At 64.0% G+C, this 20900-nt stretch carries 19 protein-coding genes and 1 tRNA gene; 13 read left to right on the forward strand and 7 right to left on the reverse strand.

The window, feature by feature from the left end; translation table 11 throughout:
* Positions 1-46: 46 nt before the first annotated feature.
* From Q3C01_RS25850 to Q3C01_RS25865, 4 genes are all read right to left on the reverse strand, one after another.
* Positions 47-502: an RbsD/FucU family protein gene (locus Q3C01_RS25850; protein WP_458148112.1), complete on the reverse strand. Its 456-nt coding sequence runs from the start codon at positions 500-502 to the stop codon at positions 47-49.
* A 147-nt stretch (positions 503-649) separates the two neighbouring features.
* Positions 650-1573 (reverse strand): substrate-binding domain-containing protein, encoded by a 924-nt coding sequence (locus Q3C01_RS25855; protein WP_458148142.1) that lies wholly within the window; start codon positions 1571-1573, stop codon positions 650-652.
* Positions 1574-1610: 37 nt separating this feature from the next.
* A complete protein-coding gene (locus tag Q3C01_RS25860; RefSeq protein ID WP_458148113.1) occupies positions 1611-2948 on the reverse strand; it encodes an ABC transporter permease in 1338 nt (445 codons plus the stop codon).
* Positions 2945-4579, reverse strand: coding sequence for a sugar ABC transporter ATP-binding protein (locus Q3C01_RS25865; protein ID WP_458148114.1), 1635 nt, complete (start codon positions 4577-4579; stop codon positions 2945-2947). Before Q3C01_RS25865 ends, Q3C01_RS25860 begins: the two co-directional genes overlap by 4 nt.
* Positions 4580-4751: 172 nt before the next feature.
* Between Q3C01_RS25865 and Q3C01_RS25870 the strand changes: the two genes are divergently transcribed.
* A complete protein-coding gene (locus Q3C01_RS25870; protein WP_458148115.1) occupies positions 4752-5465 on the forward strand; it encodes a GntR family transcriptional regulator in 714 nt (237 codons plus the stop codon).
* Between the two features lie 45 nt (positions 5466-5510).
* Here Q3C01_RS25870 and pxpB read toward each other — a convergent pair whose 3' ends face one another.
* Positions 5511-6260, reverse strand: a complete 750-nt coding sequence (gene pxpB, locus Q3C01_RS25875; protein ID WP_458148116.1) for a 5-oxoprolinase subunit PxpB — start codon at positions 6258-6260, stop codon at positions 5511-5513.
* Between the two features lie 144 nt (positions 6261-6404).
* On the opposite strand from pxpB, the gene Q3C01_RS25880 reads away from it, so the two are divergent.
* The 7 genes from Q3C01_RS25880 (at position 6405) to Q3C01_RS25910 (ending at position 14935) form a co-directional block, all read left to right on the forward strand.
* Positions 6405-7181: a LamB/YcsF family protein gene (locus tag Q3C01_RS25880; RefSeq protein WP_458148117.1), complete on the forward strand. Its 777-nt coding sequence runs from the start codon at positions 6405-6407 to the stop codon at positions 7179-7181.
* Positions 7182-7293: 112 nt separating this feature from the next.
* A complete protein-coding gene (gene xylB / locus Q3C01_RS25885; protein WP_458148118.1) occupies positions 7294-8739 on the forward strand; it encodes a xylulokinase in 1446 nt (481 codons plus the stop codon).
* Between the two features lie 141 nt (positions 8740-8880).
* Positions 8881-10404 (forward strand): sugar ABC transporter ATP-binding protein, encoded by a 1524-nt coding sequence (locus tag Q3C01_RS25890; RefSeq protein WP_458148119.1) that lies wholly within the window; start codon positions 8881-8883, stop codon positions 10402-10404.
* On the forward strand, positions 10397-11437 hold the full coding sequence (locus Q3C01_RS25895; RefSeq protein WP_027524527.1) for an ABC transporter permease subunit: 1041 nt from the start codon (positions 10397-10399) through the stop codon (positions 11435-11437). The genes Q3C01_RS25890 and Q3C01_RS25895 overlap by 8 nt, the downstream gene beginning before the upstream one ends.
* A gap of 98 nt (positions 11438-11535) precedes the next feature.
* Entirely contained in the window at positions 11536-12483 is a 948-nt protein-coding gene (locus Q3C01_RS25900) for an ABC transporter substrate-binding protein (RefSeq protein ID WP_458148120.1), read from the forward strand.
* Between the two features lie 122 nt (positions 12484-12605).
* Entirely contained in the window at positions 12606-13442 is an 837-nt protein-coding gene (locus Q3C01_RS25905) for an SDR family oxidoreductase (RefSeq protein WP_458148121.1), read from the forward strand.
* A 182-nt stretch (positions 13443-13624) separates the two neighbouring features.
* The gene (locus Q3C01_RS25910) at positions 13625-14935 is read left to right on the forward strand and encodes a solute carrier family 23 protein (protein WP_458148122.1); all 1311 of its coding nucleotides are present in this window, start codon (positions 13625-13627) and stop codon (positions 14933-14935) included.
* Positions 14936-14968: 33 nt separating this feature from the next.
* Here Q3C01_RS25910 and Q3C01_RS25915 read toward each other — a convergent pair whose 3' ends face one another.
* Together Q3C01_RS25915 and Q3C01_RS25920 are read right to left on the reverse strand one after the other, a co-directional pair.
* On the reverse strand, positions 14969-15208 hold the full coding sequence (locus Q3C01_RS25915; RefSeq protein WP_458148123.1) for a hypothetical protein: 240 nt from the start codon (positions 15206-15208) through the stop codon (positions 14969-14971).
* 21 nt (positions 15209-15229) lie between these two features.
* Positions 15230-15409, reverse strand: coding sequence for a hypothetical protein (locus tag Q3C01_RS25920; RefSeq protein ID WP_458148124.1), 180 nt, complete (start codon positions 15407-15409; stop codon positions 15230-15232).
* On the opposite strand from Q3C01_RS25920, the gene Q3C01_RS25925 reads away from it, so the two are divergent.
* The 5 genes from Q3C01_RS25925 to Q3C01_RS25945 all read left to right on the forward strand — a co-directional run bounded on the left by Q3C01_RS25925 (position 15408) and on the right by Q3C01_RS25945 (position 20677).
* Positions 15408-16496, forward strand: coding sequence for a hypothetical protein (locus Q3C01_RS25925; protein ID WP_458148125.1), 1089 nt, complete (start codon positions 15408-15410; stop codon positions 16494-16496). The two genes, Q3C01_RS25920 and Q3C01_RS25925, sit on opposite strands and share 2 nt — an antisense overlap.
* A 427-nt stretch (positions 16497-16923) precedes the next feature.
* Positions 16924-18486, forward strand: a complete 1563-nt coding sequence (locus tag Q3C01_RS25930) for a 2-isopropylmalate synthase (RefSeq protein WP_458148126.1) — start codon at positions 16924-16926, stop codon at positions 18484-18486.
* 181 nt (positions 18487-18667) lie between these two features.
* Positions 18668-19669, forward strand: a complete 1002-nt coding sequence (locus Q3C01_RS25935) for a TRAP transporter substrate-binding protein (protein ID WP_458148127.1) — start codon at positions 18668-18670, stop codon at positions 19667-19669.
* Positions 19670-19867: 198 nt separating this feature from the next.
* Entirely contained in the window at positions 19868-20437 is a 570-nt protein-coding gene (locus Q3C01_RS25940) for a Spy/CpxP family protein refolding chaperone (protein WP_458148128.1), read from the forward strand.
* Positions 20438-20601: 164 nt separating this feature from the next.
* A tRNA-Lys gene (locus Q3C01_RS25945) sits at positions 20602-20677 on the forward strand.
* The last annotated feature ends 223 nt before the right edge of the window (positions 20678-20900 follow it).

Raw genomic sequence — 20900 nt, forward strand, 5'->3', positions numbered from 1 at the left:
TGAGGTCTCGTACGACCCTCGCCGGGTCTCCCTTGAGGTGTTCACCTCACGTAGCATCGGGCGGGATGACGCCCTTCTTGAAGATGAAGCAGCCATAGAAGCGCCGCTCCCCGGTCTGGATCACGCAATAGGATTTTTTTGCGAGCTCGTAGAAGGCGAAGCGCTCAACCGAGCCCATAGGAAAGGATTTCCCCTCCGCCGCATCGATTTCAGCCTGAACCTCACGCTGCACGGGCGGGATCTCGTTGGGCTGGCCGACGATCTCCATGCGCGATGCCGGCTTGTCGACAAAACTGTCGAGCGGCAGCACCGAGAGGATCGCGCGCGCGGCGCGCGCAGTGGTGACATTATCGATGCGAATGAGCTTACCCAGCACGGTCTGGCGCGCCACCGCATCGGCCGGAAAATTGGTGTCGCAAAGCACGAGGTCGTCGCCGTGTCCCATGGACCGCAGCGCGTAAAGAACATCGGCATTCAGAAGCGGGTCGATCGATTTCAGCATGCAGCGCCTCCCGGGACGTTGGTCAGTTTCTTAGGCTCACGACTATCCAACGTCGGGGCGCCCCCGTCCATATCGACGTCAAAGTCTGCAGTCCGGTTCAAGTTGGCTTGAACCGGACTCCGTTGGCTTGCTTAAAGCCTCAGCGGGTCAGAGCAGCCCGTTCTTCTTCAGGATCTCCGGGGCATTCTCCTTGGTGATCAGCATCGTCGGCAACGTGATGACCGGCTCCAGCTTTTCGCCCTTGAGCAGCTTGACCGCCTGCCGCAGGCCCTCGGCACCGGGCGTCGCATAGAGGAACGTCGCGGTGAGCTGACCCTTGGAGACCCAGGTGACGCCTTCGTCCGGCAGTCCGTCGATGCCGATGATGAACTTGATGTCCTTGTCGCGGCCGGCGTCCTTGGCGGCGAGGTAGGCGCCATAAGCCATCGGGTCGTTGTGGCCATAGACGAGGTCGATCTTCTCGTTGTTGCGCAGCGCGGTCGTCATGATGTTGTAGGCCTTGTCCTGCTTCCAGTCGCCCGACTGGTTGTTGAGCAGATACTTGATGCCCGGCTCCTTGTCGGTGTGGGCATGGAAGCCATCGTGCCGGTCATGCGCGGGCTGGGTGCCCATGCCGCCCCAGATTTCGACGACGTTGCCGGCCGCCTTGCCAAGGCCGCCGAGCAGCTTGACCGCATGCTCGCCGGCCGCCTTGCCGATCGCGACATTGTCGCCGCCGATGAACTGGGTGATGCGTTTGGTATCGACGTTGCGGTCGAGCACGATCACCGGAATCTTGGCGTCGATCGCCTTCTCGACGACGCCGGTCAGCCCCGCGGACTCCTTGGGCGAGATCAGGAGCACGTTGACCTGCTGCACGATGAGGTTTTCGCAGTCGGCGACCTGCTTCTCGGTCTTGTCCTGGCCATCGGTGATGACGAGGTCGACGTCCGGCTGGTTCTTCGCTTCGGCCTGGATGTCCTTGTTGAACTGCACGCGCCACGGCTCGAGCGTGGTGCATTGACTGAAGCCGACCTTCCATTTGCCTGCAGCTTTGGCCGGGCTCCAGCCGGTCGGCAGATAGACGGTCATGGCCGCGCCGGCCATGGTGGTGGACAGTTTCAAGAATTCACGACGCTTCATCGAGATCCTCCCTTTCTTTTGCTTGCGCCTTCGCGGCGTTTGGCAGCCGATAGGCTTCGGCTGTTTTCGGATCGGCATGGGCGTCCCGCGACCGGATGAACCGCCATCGCGAGATGAGCTGGCCGAGATTCTGTTCCTGCACCAGAACGGTGCAGACGATGATCAAGCCCTTCATCAAAAGCTGGACGTTGGAGTCGATGTTCTGAAGCTGAAGAATGTCCGACAGCAACCCGAAGATCAGGACGCCGACGAAGGTGCCGGCGAGGCCGCCGCGGCCGCCCATCAGGCTGGTGCCGCCGATCACGACCGCGGCGATGGCATCGAGCTCGAGGCCGGCGCCGGCATCGGGCTTGCCTTGCCGATATTGCGCGACGAACAGCACGCCGGCGATGCCAGCGAGCAGTCCGGACAGCAGATAGGCGGTGAGCTGGACCTGGGCGACCTTGATGCCCGAGAGCTTGGCAGCCTCGACGTTGCCACCGATCGCATAAGCATAGCGGCCGAACGTCGTGAAGCGCAGGATCGCTCCGAACAGGACGATCGCCGCCAGGAAGAAGACGCTTGGCACAGGCAGCACGCCCCACAGCATTGAGCGCAGCAGCTCGAAGGCCTCGGTCGCGTTGGTGCCGGTGTAGACCGGCACCACGGCGTTGTCCGACCCCGCCGTCAATCGCGCGATGCCGAGTGCGCTGACCATCATCGCGAGCGTCACGATGAAGGGCTGCATCCGCCCGGTGACGATGAGGAGCCCGTTGATGGCCCCGAGCAGCAGCGCGAGGCAGGGCGCCACCAGGAGCACGCCGAGCACGCCGAACTTGCTCGGCACCTGGCTCGCCGTCCACCACCCAATCGCGATCGCGACGATCAGGCCGAGCAGTGCGGGAATTCCGACGCCGTGCCAGCGCGACAGCGCGATGTCGCGCCGACGCCCGGCGCCGACATCGCGGCCGCGGGCAAGGCCTGCGAATATGAAGCGCGCGGCCAGCGCCGAGGCCGCGCCACAGACGAGCACGGCCGCCGGCACACCCAGCGCCGAGGCTGCCGTCCAGCCGGGCTTGGTGAGTAGCATCGCACAGATCACGGTCGAAAAGCCCATCACGGAGCCGACCGACAGGTCGATGCCGCCGAGCAGGATGACCATGGTCATGCCGGTCGCGACCAGCCCGGTGATCGAGACCTGCCGAAGCACGTCGGTCAGGTTGCCGTAGGACAGGAAGATGTTGTTGCCGGACGAGGTGTGCGGCGAGGTGAGGGCGCCGATCAGGCAGATCAGCAGCAACCCCCAATAGAGCTTGGTTTGCGAGAGGAGTTTGATTGCCTTCATGATGCTTCTTCCTGCGACCACGTCGCCATGCCCGGTGCGGCAAGGCGCATCACCGCCTCCTGCGTCGCATTCTCGCGCGTCAGCAGGCCGGTCTGCCGTCCCTCGCACATCACGAGGATGCGATCGGACAACAAGAGAAGTTCGGGCATTTCCGAGGTCACCACGATGATCCCGAGGCCCTGTGCCGCGAGATCGAAGATCAGGCGATAGATCTCCTGCTTGGCGCCGATGTCGATGCCGCGGGTCGGTTCGTCGAGCAGGAGAATGCGCGGCTCGGTGGCGAGCCACTTGCCGATCACGACCTTCTGCTGGTTGCCGCCCGACAGCGCTGCGGCCGCTTGTCCAATGCCGGTGCAGCGCACCGACAGCCGGCCGACCATCTCGCGAGCCAATGCACGTTCGCGCGCGAAAGAACGCAGGCCGAATTGCGACAGCACCCCGATCGACGGCAGCGCGATGTTGTCGCAGATCGATGCGGCCAGATGCAGGCCGCGCTCCTTGCGGTCCTCGCTGACGAGCGCGAGGCCAAGGCGATAGGCATCCGCGGGCGCGTTGATGTCGGCGGTCTCACCGTCGATCGTGACAGCGCCGCCGCACCAGCCTCGCGCGACGCCGAAGATGGATTCCAGGATCTCGGTCCGTCCGGAGCCGAGCAGGCCGCCGATGCCCAAAATCTCTCCGCGCCTGAGCTCGAAGCTGACGCCGTGCAGCATCCGCCGCCATCCGCGCGGGCTGAGCGTGTCGAGCGTGAGGTCCTTGACCGACAGGATGACCGCGCCGTCCGCCGCTGCCGCACCGCGGTCGCTTGCGGCCATGTCGCGGCCGACCATCGCCGAGATGATCGCGCCGCGTGACAATTCGCCGATCGGGGCCGTGACCACCCGCCTGCCGTCGCGCAGCACGGTGACGCGGTCGGCGAGCTCGAGCACCTCCTCGATGCGGTGCGAAGTGTAGATGATCGCGACGCCTTCGGTCGCGAGCTGTCGTACGATCTTGAACAGCGTCTCGCACTCCGACGACGACAGCGCGGAGGTCGGCTCGTCCATGATGAGGATACGGGCATCGAGCGACAGCGCCTTGGCAATTTCCACCAATTGCTGCTCGCCGACGCGCAAGTCGGCGACGCGGCTCTCCGCGTCGAGCCTCACGCCCAGCCGCGCCAGCAGGCGCCCGGCCGCCTTGACCATGCGGCGGCGATCGATCAGCAGGCCCGCGATCAGCGGCTCGCGACCAAGAAAGATGTTGTCGGCCACGCTGAGCTCGGGAACGAGATTGAGCTCCTGGTGGATGATCGCGACGCCGGCTTCCTCGGCGTCGCGCACGCCGGCGAACGATATCGCCTGGCCTTCGACCTCGATGATGCCATCATAGCTCGTGTGCACGCCGGCGAGGATCTTCATCAGGGTGCTCTTGCCGGCGCCGTTCTCGCCCATCAGCGCGTGCACTTCGCCGGGGCGCAGATCGAAGTCGACGTTGTGGAGAGCCTTCACGCCGGCGAAGGATTTGGAGATCTGTTCGGCGGAGAGAGCGACGTGACCACCCGGCGCGCCGGCGCGGGCGCCAAGCTCGATCACGCGGGAGGACGCGCGTGATTCGTCCTGCGCTCCGAGAGCACCGCCGCGTGCTTCCATCGCTGCTCCTCCCAGCCCCCGACTCTTCAGTCTGAAGGACATTGAGCCGCTGGGGTGATGGTTGTTGTTTTGCTGATATGCTAGTTATATCAGTCGTCGTTCGTCAAGCCTTCGTCCGCGCAATTGGACTTCGCTAACCGAAAAAGTGAAAAATCAGCCGGGGGATCACAGCATGCATTCAATCGGCGGGCTCAGGGGCGGAACCGTTGCAGCGCGAGGTCGCAGGGCAGGCGGGTCGAAAGTCGACCAGGCGTACTTTGCGCTGAAGCGGGCCATCGTGTCGGGGCAGCTCGCGCCGGAAACCCCGATCGACAAGAACGAGTGGTGCGCCGCCTTCGACGTGTCGCGGCTGTCGATCACGACCGCGATCAACCGGCTCGCCTTCGAAGGCCTCGTCGTGGTCGAGCCGCAGCGGGGCTCCTATGTCGCGCGGATTCACCTCGAGGATGTGCGGCAATGGATGCTGATGCGTCGCGCGCTGGAGGTGGAGGTCGTCGAAGTCTGTGCCGCCGACATGTCGGACGAGGCGATCGCGGCGCTAGGTCAGAATCTCGCTTATCAGAAAGCGGCCATCGCCAGCGGTGATCTTGGAGGCTTCCACGAACTCGACACCAGGTTTCACCGCCAGATGACCGAGACCTTGAATCTTGCGCGGGTTGGCGAGGTGCTTGATCCGATCCGCACTCATCTTGAGCGCGTGCGCCGGACTCTGCTTCCCGAACCCGGGCGGCCCGAGGGGACGTTCCGCGAGCACGAAGCGATCTATCGTGCAATTGCCGCCCACAAGCCGGATCAGGCCAGGCGCGAAATGGCGGATCATCTTGACCGCGTCTCGCGCGAGCTGCAGACCTTTGTCGCCAAGCACCCCGGCTTCTTCGACGAGTAGGGGCCGACCGATCAATCGAGCGCTGAAGCTAAGCGATGGCGCCGCTCAAACCTCAAATTCTTCTTTCTCGGCGATGATTTCGCCTGCCTCCGAAGCGCGCTCCAGCGTGGCGCATTCGGCGCCATCGATCGGACGAAAGCACAAGAGATCGCCGGCGCGAAACAGGAAAGGTTCGGTTTTGCGGCGGGGATCGTAGGAGCGAACTGGCGTGCGCCCGAGCATATGCCAGCCGCTTGGCGCGGCGATCGGCGGAGAAATAGAAGCCTGCCGGCCACCGATGGAAACACTGCTTGGAGGCACCACCAGCCTCGGCTCGGGGCGTCGGTCGACATGAAGCAAGGGATCGAGGCCGCCGAGATAGGTCAGCCCTGGCATGAAGCCGATCATGTAGACGCGATATTCGGCGGCGCTATGCCGAGCCACGATGTCGTCCGTCGTCGTATCGAGGCGTCGCGCAAGCCAGTCGAGATCCATGCCGTTATCGCCGCCATAGGCGACGGGAACGGTCCAGCGGCGGCGAATCCGTCGTTCGGGTGGCGTCGGCGGCCATAGCGCCATCACCTCGGCCTCGATTGCGTGTTGCGACAGCACGGTCGGATCGAAGCAGATGAGCAGCGTGCGGTAGGTCGGCACGATCTCCACGATGCCGGGCATCGCGCGCCCGGTTAGCGAGCGGTCGAGGTCGACGACTCGCGCATTGACGTCGGCATCGATGCCGTCTCCGACTTCGATCGTCAGCGCTGCGTCGCCGGACTGGCGGAAACGCGGCAGGGCATAGAGAGCGTTGGATGTCATGCTGGTTGATCGCTCGTCATGAGATTGCCGGCCGCCTATGCTCTTCGAAAAGCGAGGCCGTCGCATGCAAGCCGTGCGCCGGATTGTTCGTGACCCGCGTCGCATGCCATGTCTATATCGCACAGGCGCGAAACGAGGGCTACGATGACTCTGATCGATATGAACTGCGACATGGGCGAGGGTTTTGGCGTCTACTCGCTCGGCGATGACGCCGAGATGCTGCGCACCGTCACCTCCGCCAATATCGCCTGCGGCTTTCATGCCGGCGATCCTCTGGTGATGCATCGCACCTTGACGGAGGCGAAGGCCAACGGCGTGCAAGCCGGTGCGCATCCCGGCTTCCTCGATCTCTGGGGTTTTGGCCGCAGGCCCATTCAGGGCGAGCGTCCCGCCGACATCGAGAAGATCGTTCTCTACCAGGTGGGCGCGTTGATGGCGCTGGCATCCGACGTCGGTCACGCCATCCGCCACGTCAAGACCCATGGTGCGCTCGGCAACATCGCTGCCGAGGACCGCGATCTCGCCGAAGCCGTGGCGCGGGCGATACGCACCGTCGATCGCAACCTGATCTTCGTGGTGATGCCCGGCCAGGAGACCGAGCGTGCCGGCGAGAAATTCGGCCTGCCGCTAGTGCGCGAGATCTATGCCGACCGCGCCTATGCCGATAACGGCAATCTGGTGTCGCGTCGTCTTCCGGGTGCCGTGATTCATGATGCGCAGGTCGCTGCCGAGCGGGTCATTCGCATGATCGAGGATCGCGTCATCACCTGCCTGTCGGGAACACGTCTGCCGACTCGGATCGACAGCGTTTGCGTCCACGGCGATACGCCGGGCGCGGTCACGATGGCGCAGCGCCTGCGCGAGCGCCTCGCCTCAGCCGGCATCACTCTTGCACCAATGTCGAAGGTCATCGGCGCTTGATCCCTACGAGTGGGTTGCACGCACATTGAAAATATCAAGCAGAGTATTATGCGTAAGCCCGGCGCGATCGGCCATCGAAGCTTGATTCCGACGGTGCCTGGCAAGGAGCATCATGTATCTCGGCATCGATCTGGGCACCTCCGCGGTCAAGTCCGTCCTCGTCGACGACGCCCAGCGCTTGATCGCGAGCACGAGCCGGTCGCTCGCGACAGCCTCGCCGCGCCCCGGTTTTTCCGAGCAGGATCCGCGGCATTGGATCGAGGCAGCGTTTGCGACGCTGGATGAGCTGAAGGCAGATCATCCGCGCGAACTGGCCGGGGTCGAGGGCATCGGCCTGTCCGGCCAGATGCACGGCGCGACGGTGCTCGACGCGAACCTCAAGCCGCTCCGCCCCTGCATTCTCTGGAATGATGGCCGCTCTGCGGCCGAGTGCCGTCAACTCGAAGAGCGCTGGCCGGCCTTGCGCGCCACGACCGGCAACAAGGCGATGCCCGGCTTCACCGCGCCGAAGCTTTTGTGGATCGCGGCGCACGAGCCCGAGATCTTTGCGGCGACAAAGCTCGTATTGCTGCCGAAGGCCTATCTTCGCCTGGTCCTGACCGGCGAGGCGATCGAGGACGTTTCCGACGCCTCGGGATCGCTATGGCTCGACGTCGCGCGGCGCGACTGGTCGGATGAGGGCCTCGCCGCAACGGGCCTGTCACGCGCGCACATGCCGCGGCTGGTCGAAGGCTGCGCGCCTGCCGCGCGGCTGACGCATGAGCTCAGCGAGCGCTGGGGCATGGTGAAACGGCCGATGGTCGCGGGGGGCGCTGGCGATAACCCGGCCGGTGCCGTCGGCATCGGCGCGATCCACCCGGGAACCGCGTTCATCTCGCTGGGGACATCAGGCGCACTGTTGACGCCCACCGACAGGGTTGCTGCGAACCCGGATCGCGTCGTGCACACCTTCGCACATGCGATCCCCGAAATGTGGATTCAGGCCGGCGCGATTCTGTCGGCCGCGTCCTGCCTTGCCTGGGTCGCGCGACTGCTCGGCGCCCCGGAAGCCGAACTGCTGGCGCCGCTCGGTGCGCGCCCGCAGGCGCCGTCGTCCGTCAGTTTCCTGCCTTATCTTGCCGGTGAGCGGACGCCGCATGACGACCCCAATGTGCGCGGCATGCTCGATGGCCTGAGCCATGACACCGATCGCACGGCGATCGTGCAGGCCGTCCTCGAAGGCGTTGCCTTTGCGCTCGCCGATTGCCGCGACGCGCTCGCCGCCGCCGGCCTTGCAGTCGCAGAGGCCGATGCGATCGGTGGCGGATCGCGGTCCACTTTCTGGCTTGCAGTGCTGGCGAACGTGCTGAACATGCCGATCCACCGGTTTGCAGCAGGCGAGACGGGTGCCGCTTTGGGTGCAGCGAGATTGGGGCGCCTTGCTGTCACGGGTGAGGCGATCGCCGCCGTCTGCACGCCGCCGCGGCGCGTCGAGACTTTTGAACCCGAGCGGGCGCTCGCCAATGCCTACGCCGAACGCCTGCCCGCATGGCGCGAACTGTACCGGCCGCGCCATTAGCGTCGTGCGTTCCGCATGTGCACCTCTTCGATATTGTCGGGTTCGGTATTGCCCTGCGCCGCCGCCTTTTGTTTAATGGTCGGACCGCGCTGACAACGAAAGAGACGCGGGTGGGAAACGCATTGTGCGCCGGGAGGCACGATGAACGATCCGATCCTCGAGATGCGCGGGGTCTCCAAATCCTTCTTCGGCATCAAGGCGCTGCGCGCCGTTGACCTCACCGTCTATGCTGGCGAGGTCCACGCCCTGATGGGCGAGAACGGCGCCGGCAAGTCGACTCTGATGAAAATTTTATCGGGTGCCTACCGGCCCGATCCCGGTGGCGAGATCCGCATCGAGGGCAAGCCGGTACGGATCGAAGGCCCGCTCGGCGGCCGCGCCGCCGGCATCTCGATCATCTACCAGGAACTGTCTTTAGCCCCCAACTTGAGCGTCGCGGAGAATATTTATCTCGGCCGCGAGGTCTCACGTTCGGGATTGCTCGCGCGCGGCGACATGCGCGTCGGTGTCGGCCCGATCCTCGAGCGGCTGGGCGCCGACTTCACCCCGTCGATGCTGGTGGCACATCTTTCCATGGGCCAGCGCCAGCTGGTCGAGATCGCGCGTGCGCTGCACGCGCGTTCCAAGATCCTGATCATGGATGAGCCTACTACTGCGCTGTCGGCCGGCGAGAGTGAGCGGCTGTTCGCACTGGTCCGGCAACTGCGCGCCGAGGGGCTTGCCATCATCTATATCTCGCATCGCATGGACGAGGTCTACGCGCTTGGCGATCGCGTCACGGTGCTGCGTGACGGGCGCCTGGTCGGCTCGCTCGACAAGTCCGACATCCGCGCCGACAGCATCGTCCGCATGATGGTCGGGCGCGACGTCTCGTCTTTCTACAAGAAGGACCACGATCCCGAGGCTGGAAAGGGGCATCCGGTGCTCACCGCGACCGATATGTCCGACGGGCAGCGCGTCAAAGGCTGCTCGCTGACCGTGCATGCGGGCGAGGTCGTGGGACTGGCCGGCCTGATCGGCGCGGGCCGCACCGAACTTGCACATCTGATCATCGGCGCCGCGCCGAAGATTTCCGGCCGTGTCGAGCTCGAAGGCCGCCCAATCGACATCCGCACGCCCGGCGAGGCGCTCGAGGCCGGCATCGCCTATCTCACCGAGGACCGCAAGGCGCTCGGCCTGTTCCTGGACATGTCGTGCCAGGATAACATCAACCTTGCCGTGCTTGGGCGCGATGCGAAGCTCGGCTGGTTCCTCGATCGCGAGAAGGCGCGTGAGCGCGCAGACAGGGCTTTCGCAGGGTTAAGTATCCGCGCCGCCAATGCCGGCGTCCCCGCGGGCGGCCTGTCCGGCGGTAACCAGCAGAAGGTGCTGCTCTCGCGGCTGCTTGCAATCGGACCGAAAGTCCTGATCCTTGACGAGCCGACGCGAGGCGTCGACGTCGGCGCCAAGTCCGAAATCTATTCGATCATCGACAATCTCGCCAAGGCCGGCACCGCGATCCTCATCATCTCGTCCGATCTGCCCGAAATTATCGGCATCTGCGACCGTGTCATCGTGATGCGCCTGGGGCACGTCGAAGGCGAGATCAGGCGCACCGCGACACAGCCGCTGACCGAGGAGGATATCATGGCACTTGCCACGGGGATGGAGCACCTCGATGCCTGATCAGGGATCTTCACCAGCAAAGGCGGCCACGGCAAACGGGCTTGCCGCTGCCCAGGAGACGAAACGCCAGCGGGTCAGGCTCCTGATCCAGGCGGCCGGCATGCTGCCGGTGCTGCTGCTCCTGTGCGCCGGCTTTCATTACCTGTCTGACGGGCGTTTCTTCACCGGCCAAAATCTCGGCATTGTGCTGCAGCAGGCTGCCGTCAACACCGTGCTCGCGGCGGGCATGACCTTCGTCATCCTCACCGGCGGCATCGATCTGTCGGTCGGCTCGATCCTGGCGGCATCCGCGATGGCCGGGCTGACGCTGTCAAAGCTGCCCGAGCTCGGGGCGCTGTGGCTGCCGGCCGCCGTCCTCACCGGGCTCGGTTTCGGCGTCGTCAATGGCGCGCTGATCGCGCTGCTGCGGCTGCCGCCCTTCATCGTTACGCTCGGCTCGCTCACCGCCGTGCGAGGTCTGGCGCGCCTGCTCGGCGCCGATACCACCGTGTTCAACCCTTCCATTCCCTATGCCTTCATCGGCAACGGTTCGCTCACCCTCATTCCCGGCGTGATCTCGATTCCCTGGCTGTCGGTGATCGCGCTGCTCGTGATCCTCGTTTCCTGGCTGGTGCTGCGCCGGACCGTGCTCGGCGTGCACATCTACGCGGTCGGCGGCAATGAGAGCGCGGCGCGGCTTGCCGGTATCAAGGTCTGGGCGGTGCTGATCTTCGTCTATGGCGTGTCAGGACTGTTTGCCGGCCTCGGCGGCGCGATGCAGGCGGCGCGACTCTACGCGGCCAACGGATTGCAGCTCGGACAAAGCTACGAGCTCGATGCGATCACCGCCGTGATCCTGGGGGGCACGTCCTTCGTCGGCGGTATCGGTTCGATCTGGGGAACTCTGGTCGGCGCGCTGATCATCGCCGTGCTGTCGAACGGCCTGATCCTGGTTGGGGTGTCCGACATCTGGCAATACGTCATCAAGGGTCTGGTGATCATCGGCGCCGTCGCGCTCGATCGTTACCGCCTGCAAGGCTCGGCGCGCACCTGACGATCGGGGCGCGAAAGTACAGCCACTCGCGCTGTGGGACTCCGTTGCGGCAACTGGTCAGCCGCGCGGGACATCAAATCAGACCAGGGAGGAAGCCAATGTTGAAGACGATCTCGCTTACCAGCGCCGCCGTGGCGCTTGCCCTGAGCTCCGCGCCGCTGCAGGCGAAGGAGCTCAAATCCATCGGCGTCTCGCTCGGTTCGCTCGGCAACCCGTTCTTCGTCGCGCTATCGAAGGGCGCCGAGTTCGAAGCCAAGAAAACCAATCCCAACGTCAAGGTCACGACCGTCGGCTTTGAATACGATCTCGGCAAGCAGGTGACCCAGATCGACAACTTCATCGCCGCAGGCGTCGACCTGATCCTGTTGAACCCCGGCGATCCCAAGGCGATTGGCCCGGCGATCAAGAAGGCGCAGGCCGCCGGCATCATCGTTGTCGCGGTTGACACCGCGGCCGAAGGCGCCGACGCCACGGTGACCACGAACAACGTCCAGGCCGGCGAGATCTCGTGCCAGTACATCATCGACAAGCTCGGCGGCAAAGGCGACGTGATCATCGAGAACGGCCCACAGGTCTCCGCGGTCATCGATCGCGTGAATGGTTGCAAGAGCGTGTTCGGCAAGAACCCCGGCATCAAGGTCCTGTCCAGCGACCAGGATGGCAAGGGCTCGCGCGAAGGCGGTCTCACGGTGGCACAGGGTTACCTGACCCGCTTCCCGAAGATCGACGCCATCTTCGCCATCAACGATCCGCAGGCGATTGGCACCGATCTGGCGGCGCGCCAGCAGGGCCGCTCCGGCATCATCATCACCGCCGTCGACGGTGCGCCCGACATCGAGGCTGCGCTGAAGGACCCGCAGTCGCCGCAGATCCAGGCCTCGGCCTCGCAGGATCCGTTCTTCATGGCGCGCCGCGCCGTGCAGGTCGGTGTCGGCATCCTGGGCGGGCAGAAGCCCGCCTCGACCGTCGAGCTGCTGCCGTCGAAGCTCGTAACGCGCGACAACGTCAAGGACTACAAGGGCTGGACCTCGGACCGCACGCAGTAAGCGGCATTGCGTTTGCCGGCGCCGCCCCCTTGCGGGCGGCGCTGGAACGCTGCAAGACGGGAGGCGTTTTGTGATCGACCGGCATGTGCCGTTCGACAGACCCCCCGTGAGTGGCGACGCCTATGCAGCAATCCGATCCGTCGACCTCGTTCGCATCCCGCCTCGTTGGACGATATGCACTCATAACCGGCGCGTCCCAAGGGATCGGGCGCGCGATCGCCGTTCGCTTCGCGCAGGAAGGGGCGACCGTCGCCATCAATTACCTGGAGCACCGTGCGGACGCCGAACAAACGCTTGCGTTGGCGCGAGCCGCCTCGCGCGAGCGCGGCCATGGCGACCGGGATCACGTCGTCGTCCAGGCCAATGTCGGCGCCGAGGCCGACATCGCGCGGATGTTCGAGACGATTTTGTCGCGCTGGCCGCGGCTCGATTGCCTCGTCAACAATGCCGGCTTCCAGAAGGAATCGCCCAGCGAGGCGCTCGACGTCGAGGCCTATCGGCGCATCATCGACGTCAATCTTAACGGCGCGGTGCTCTGTGCGCAAAAGGCGCTGGCGCATTTCGTCGGCCGCGAAGGCGGCGGCACTATCGTCAATTGCTCGAGCGTGCACCAGATCGTCCCAAAGCCAGGCTATCTCGCCTATTCGATCAGCAAGGGCGGCATGGCGAATTTGACTCGCACGCTGGCGCTCGAATTCGCCGGCCGTGGAATTCGCGTCAACGCCGTCGGGCCGGGCGCGATCGACACGCCGATCAACGCAGCCTGGACGGGGGATGCGAAGAAGCGCGCGGGGGTCGAGAGCCACATTCCGCTCGGCCGGGTCGGAACGGCCGAAGAGATCGCTGCAGTGTTCGCTTTCCTCGCCTCGGACGAGTCCAGCTACATCACCGGTCAGACAATCTACGCCTGCGGGGGTATTACGCTGTTCGGTGAATTCCGCGAGAACTGGGCGAGCTGATCGTCCTGTGTCATAACATTCCAACTCCTCATCCTGAGGATCTCGCCGGAGGCGGGCGTCTCGAAGGATGGCCGCGGTAATATCCGGGCCTGCATGGTTCGAGACGCGCGTTCCGCGCGCCTCACCATGAGGGGCTGACAATGCAATAAGACGCGCTCGCGCCAGAAACGGGGAGGGGGAACATGTCGACGACCACGGGCTCTGATGAGCAGGGAAGCAGCTACTTTCCACGCTGGAAGCTGAAGACGTCGGGCGTGATCTTGCCCGAGGAACGGCTGCCCTGGGGCCAGACCATCATCGCCAGCCTCCAGCACGGCGTCGCGATGTCGGGGGCCACAATCATCGCGCCGCTGTTGATGGGATTCGACCCAAATCTCGCGCTGTTCTTCTCCGGCGTCGGCACGCTGATCTTTTTTGTGGTCGTCGCCGGACGCGTGCCGAGCTATCTCGGCTCCAGCTTCGCCTTCATTGCCGTCGTCATCGCGGCGACCGGCTATTCCGGGCAGGGACCGAATCCCAATATCGGCGTAGCGCTCGGCGGTATCGTCGGCGCCGGCGTGCTCTACGGCATCATCGCGCTGATCGTGATGTGGGCCGGCGTCGGCTGGGTCGAGCGCCTGATGCCGCCGGTCGTCACGGGAGCGGTGGTCGCCGCGATCGGTCTCAATCTTGCGCCGGTAGCCGTGAAGGCGGTGAGCGCGAGCGCGTTCGACACTTGGGTCGGGCTCTTGACCGTGCTGATCATTGGCCTGACCGCCGTGGCAGCTCCGGGATTGTGGCGGCGGCTGCCGATCATCGTCGGTGCCGTCGGCGGCTATCTCCTTTATCTCCTGCTTGCCAATGGCCTGGGTCTCGGCAAACCGGTCGACTTCACCCAACTCTCCGCGGCGCCCTGGATTGGCCTGCCGAGATTCACGACGCCGACCTTTCATGCCGATGCGATCTTCCTCATCGCGCCGGTCGCGATCATTCTGGTTGCCGAGAATCTCGGCCACATCAAAGCCATCGGCGTGATGACCGGCCGAAGTCTTGACGGCTATCTCGGTCGTGCGTTCCTCGGCGACAGCCTTGCAACGATCGTCTCGGCCTGCGGCGGCGGCACCGGCGTCACCACCTATGCAGAAAACATCGGCGTCATGGCGGCGACGAAGGTCTATTCGACGCTGCTGTTCGCGGTGACGTCCGTGGTGTCGATCCTGCTTGGCTTCTCGCCGAAATTCGGCGCACTGATCCTGTCGATCCCCGGTCCCGTGATCGGCGGCCTCTCGATCGTGCTGTTCGGCCTGATCGCGGCGATGGCTGGGCGAATCTGGGTCGAGAACAAGGTCGACTTCTCCAACCCGCGCAACCTGATCACTGTCGCCGTTGCGCTCACCGCCGGCGCTGGCGATCTTACGCTCAAGTTCGGCGCCTTCACGATGGGCGGCATCGGCACCGCGACGTTCGGCGCGATTGTGCTCTATCAGATTTTGGCCACGAAGAACGCGGGGTAACTGATCAGCGGAAGCCGTGATACACGGATTCCATCAGGCCGCCGGCAGCTCGAGCGCGATCACGCCGTCGCCGCCGTCTGCGGCCCTGACGCTATTGCGCGCCACCGATTCGATCGCGGGCCATCGTTCGCGGAATAGCGCCGATGCGTCGTGGAAGTTCGGGGCGTCGACCCTGACACAGCAGGCCCGCCGCTTGCCGCCATCCGCTATCTGAAATGAGAAGGTGAAGCCGACCCGCTCCGCATCGCCGTCGATCGCCCGCAGTTTTTGCATCAGTGTCCCCTGATGTTGCATTCACCAGCGCACCTTGCGTTTTCGATTTGGAAATTCCTGCGGCGCGATTGTGGCGCCGATCAAATAGGTTTGCAGTGTTGCAAACATCTGACACTTATCGTGAGGTAGAGCTTCCGGGCCTTGTTCCCGATGACTACGATTGAGGCAACCGGCCGAACGCATGAGCTCGATGGCGGACATGAGACGTCACATCATCGCAAGCGCAACGCTTGTTGTTGCAATCGCCTTGAGTGGGGCAGTGAATGTCGGCTCATCGGCGCGCGCGCAGCCAGCCGCGCTCAGCGCGAAGCAATCAGGGGCGCTCGAGGCCTACAATCGGGCCTTGAATGACTTCAAGGCGATCCTCAGCCAGCGCCGCCGCCAGATCGACGCGCATGAGCCGCTTCCGAACCAGCCAGGGCAAGCCCTTTACCTGGCGCGCGTCGACGTCATGAGCACCTACAAGGATCTCACCGATGCACTTCCGTCGCGGATCGGACGGCCCAACAAATATGAGGTTCCACCGGCCTATTTCGACGCCGATATCGAACCGTTGGTCGACGAGTACAGAAGTCTCTTCGACGTCATGGAGGCGCCGCCCGCGAATGCGCAGGCCTCGTCGACGCCGTTCAAGGACGTCGTCGATCTCGGTAGTGCGATCGCGCGCGCCAAGGGACTTGATGCCAAGGGCGTCGATGCGGCGGGCCGCATCAGCCTGGGGCTTTTCTTCGCCGAGACCAACGGCAAGCAGAATGTCGGCAACGGCCGCGCCAAGACCTATATCGGCAGTTTTCAGACCGGCCCGTCCGAGGACCGCAATGGCCATAAGCAGTGGCAGTCGATCAAGGCATCGATCGCCGCCTTCGATCCGCAACTGATCGCGCGCGACGACAGGGAGGAGGCCCGTGCCGCCGGCCTCGACCACCGGCTCAATCACTGGACCGCAGTGCGGGACGGCCTCATGAACGCGCATGCGGATCTCTTCGCGCAGATACCCGACATCGCCAGAACCCTGCCGGACCCCATCGACCAGATGAAACTCTTCGAGCTCATTCAGATCATCCCGACCGCGACGCGAGCCGCGCTGAAGTCGGGCAATTTACTTCAGAGCCGAGTCTCCGACCCGACGGTCATGAAATACTTGCGCAACAACAGCATTTTTGCCTATGGACGCGCCGACAGGGCAAGGACGTCGGCGAGCTTCCGCGAAGTCCTGGATGCGATGTGGTTGTTCAATCAGAAGTTCGCGCGGGCGCAGGCGGAGTTTGAACGCGTGCGGGCGCGCTGAGACGACGAGATTGACGCCCGCGGGCAGGCCAGTTGCGCGAGTTGGCGCGTTGCTCAATCAGGTCAGCTACCCTGACCATCTTTTGGCGTTGCAGTTTCAGCCATTTCTCGTCTAGAAACGCCTCAACGGGCCTCCCGGCAACGAACCGTCAATGGTTTTGGCCGAGGATTTTGCGGCTCAAAGGGTCTGGCAATGCTGATTCGCGGCCAAAATGACGGGATTTCGGGGGAGGCGGCTCTGGCCGCCGGCACCGCCGCGTCCCGGCCCGCGATCCTGCCCACCCTCCTTCTTGGCGAGCTCCTTCTTACCTGCCCCTGAGGGCCGGCTGGGCGAACGCGCCTGGGCACTCAGGGGTTGTACGAGATCACCGGACACCTCAAGCGCTCGAGCCAACTGAAGGGCGCACCAGCTTAAAGGAAATTTCGAAATGGCCCCCGTGAATAAGTCCGAGAAGGACCGCGTCATCATTTTCGACACCACCCTACGCGACGGCGAGCAGTGCCCCGGCGCGACCATGACGTTCGAGGAGAAGCTCGAAGTTGCGGAGTTGCTCGACGATATGGGCGTCGACGTGATCGAAGCCGGCTTCCCCATCACCTCAGAAGGTGATTTCCAGGCAGTCAGCGAGATCGCCCGCCGCTCCAAGAATTCGGTGATCGCCGGCCTGTCGCGTGCGCATCCAGCGGACATCGATCGTTGCGCCGAAGCCGTCAAGTTCGCCAAGCGCGGCCGCGTCCACACCGTGATCGCGACTTCGCCGCTACATATGCGAGTGAAGTTGAACAAGACCCCGGAGCAGGTGATCGAGACCTCGGTTGCCATGGTCGCGCGCGCCCGCAATCTGATCGACGACGTCGAATGGTCGGCTGAGGACGGCACCCGCAGCGAGATGGACTTTCTCTGCCGCATCGTCGAGGCCGTCATCAAGGCCGGCGCAACCACGGTGAACATCCCCGACACCGTCGGCTACACCACGCCGGACGAGTACACTCACTTCATGAAAACGCTCATCGAGCGCGTGCCGAACTCGGACAAGGCGGTGTTCTCCGTGCACTGCCATAACGACCTCGGCATGGCCGTTGCGAATTCGCTGGCCGGCATCGTCGGCGGCGCGCGTCAGGTCGAGTGCACGATCAATGGCATCGGAGAGCGGGCGGGCAATGCCGCGCTCGAAGAGATCGTGATGGCGATCAATGTGCGCAACGACAAATTCCCGTACTGGAACAAGATCGACACCACGCAGCTCACCCGCGCTTCAAAGGTAGTGTCTGCGGCGACCTCGTTTCCGGTGCAGTACAACAAGGCGATCGTCGGCCGGAACGCCTTCGCGCATGAGAGCGGCATCCACCAGGACGGCGTGCTGAAGGACGCTTCGACCTACGAGATCATGCGGCCGGAAATGGTTGGTCTGAAGCAATCCTCGCTGGTGTTGGGCAAGCATTCCGGTCGTCATGCCTTCGTGCACAAGCTGGAGGAGATGGGCTACAAGCTCGGTCCGAACCAGCTGGAAGATGCATTCGCGCGGATGAAGGCGCTGGCCGATCGCAAGAAGGACATCTACGACGAGGACATCGAGGCGCTAGTCGACGAGGAAATGGCGGCCTCGCACGACCGCATCAAGCTGACCTCGCTCACCGTGATCGCGGGCACCCATGGTCCGCAGCGCGCGACCATGAAGCTCGATGTCGACGGCGAGACCAAGATTGAGGAAGCCGAGGGCAACGGTCCGGTCGATGCCGTCTTCAACTGCATCAAGGCGCTGGTGCCGCACGAGGCCAAGCTTGAGCTGTACCAGGTCCACGCGGTCACCGAAGGCACCGACGCGCAAGCCGAGGTGTCGGTCCGTCTGTCCCATGACGGCCGTTCGATGACGGCGCGCGCGGCGGATCCGGACACGCTGGTGGCTTCCGCCAAGGCCTATCTCGGCGCGCTCAACAAGATCGTCATGAAGCGCCAGCGCGATACGGTGCAGACGGCGGCGGCGAGCTGACAAATGAAGCTTGCCATTCCGGGTTCGGCTCTTCGAGCCTCCCCGGAATGGCAGTGTTAGTCATGAATAGCAGCCCTGCTAACGGCCAATAGCGCCTGTGCGCGTCGCCCTGTATGGATGCACCCGCTCGAGGAAGGCCGCCCGCGCGCCGGGCGGCCCAATCAATAACATGGGAGGCATCATGCGCACCTTCGCGATCGCGGCATCCGTCGCGGCTTTGGTTCTAGGGCTTGCCGGTTCGGCAGCCGCCGACCCGATCGTCATCAAATTCAGCCACGTCGTCGCGACCGATACGCCGAAGGGCAAGGCGGCCGAGAAGTTCAAGGAGCTCGCCGAGAAGTACACGGGCGGCAAGGTGAAGGTCGAGGTCTATCCGAATTCGACGCTCTACAAGGATAAGGAAGAGCTCGAGGCGCTCCAGCTCGGCAGCGTGCAGATGCTGGCGCCGTCGAACTCCAAGTTCGGCCCGCTCGGCATCCGCGAGTTCGAGGTGTTCGATCTGCCCTACATCCTTCCCGACCTGAAGACGCTGCGGAAGGTGACGGAGGGACCGCTCGGCGCGAAGTTGCTTAAGCTGCTGGACTCCAAGGGCATCACCGGCCTTGCCTATTGGGACAACGGCTTCAAGCAGATGAGTGCCAACAAGAGGCTCGTCACGCCGGCCGACTATCAGGGCGTGAAATTCCGTATCCAGTCCTCGCGCGTGCTTCAGGCGCAGTTCAAGGCGCTGGGATCGCTGCCGCAGGTGATGGCGTTCTCCGAGGTCTATCAGGCGCTCCAGACCGGCGTCGTCGACGGGCAGGAGAACACCTGGTCCAATATCTACACCCAGAAAATGCACGAGGTGCAGAAGTACATCACCCAGACCAATCACGGCTACATCGGCTACGTCGTGATCGTGAACAAGAAGTTCTGGGACGACCTTCCGGCCGATGTGCGCGACCAGCTTGCGAAGGCCATGAAGGAAGCGACCGATTTCAACAACGCGCAGTCGCAGAAGGAAAACGACGACGCGCTCGCCGAGATCAAGAAGAGCGGCAAGAGCGAGATCATCTCGCTGACTTCAGAACAGGACGAGGCGATGCGCAAGGCGATGGAGCCGGTCTACAAGGATGCCGCGAGCCGGGTCGGCCAGCCGTTGATCGACGAATTCCAGAAGGAAGCGAAGAGCGCGACGAACTGAGTTCGTGCGCCGTTGCGCCGCGAGAAGGGCTTCCGTTCGCCAGGCGGAAGCCCTTCTCTGTTTCAGCCATGTTGCGAATGATTTCAAAGTGCAGCCGCGGATTACATCTTGGTAAGACTGCTCTCTCTATCGAAGTTGTAAGTTGAACCGCGTGCAAATGGCGCCCATCTTCATGGAACCTTGCAAGAGGAGGTTCGTATGAGAAAGTTCGCCATCGCCGCCATCGCCGTGCTCAGTATCGCCGGCTCCGGCGCAGTCTACGCGCAATATCACCGCTTCTCCGACCACATGCGCCATATGCGCATGAATCCGGAAGACCGCGCCGCCTTTGTCGACGCGCGGATCGCGGCCGTGCATGCCGGCTTGAAGCTGAATGCCGACCAGGAGAAGCTGTGGCCGCCGGTCGAGGCCGCCGTGCGCGACTTAGCCAAGCTGCGCATCGATCGCGCCAACGCGCGGATGAACGCTGACCCCGGCGATGCCGACAAGCCGGATGATCCGGTCGCCCGCCTGCGCCAGCGCGCTGACGACATGGGCGCCACGTCCGCGGCGCTGAAGAAGATCGCCGATGCTGCAGACCCGCTCTACAAGACCCTGGATGAGGGCCAGAAGCGGCGCCTGGCCGTCCTGACCCGTCACCAGGGCCCGTTCGGCGGTGAAGGCGGCTGGCACCATCGCTTCATGGAGCGCGGCATGGACCGCATGATGGACCGTTTCCACGGTGGCGACCGAGATGGCGGACCGGATCGGGACGGCGGGCGCCTGTAAGGCCCGGCAAATCTCCGGGCATGGCGAGCGAAGCCGCTGGAATCCGGCGGCTTTTCCGTTTTTGGGACCCGGTCATGAAGACTTGGAAAACCTCGTCCACATCGCTTGCCTTCCCGGGATCGCTTTGCTAAACGACCGGCCTCGCAAGGCGTTACCCGCCTTTCGGGCGCATAGCTCAGTTGGTAGAGCAGCTGACTCTTAATCAGCGGGTCCCAGGTTCGAGCCCTGGTGCGCCCACCACCCTTAAGCGATTGGCCCGTAAGGGCTTTTTTAATTTCTCTGCAGAACAAACCGGGTCTCGTGCGACGCTTTTAGTGGTCGTACGTCGCACGCCGTGCGACGAGCCGGATAATTTGGTAGGAATGTTCACTGGGCGCGGGCGGTCGTCGATGAGTCGTCCGCTTGTTCACGGATAACCCAGTGCCGAAGCGCTTGGCTCGTTCTAGGAATGACTTGAAACACA

The organism is Bradyrhizobium sp. UFLA05-109 (assembly GCF_054185165.1).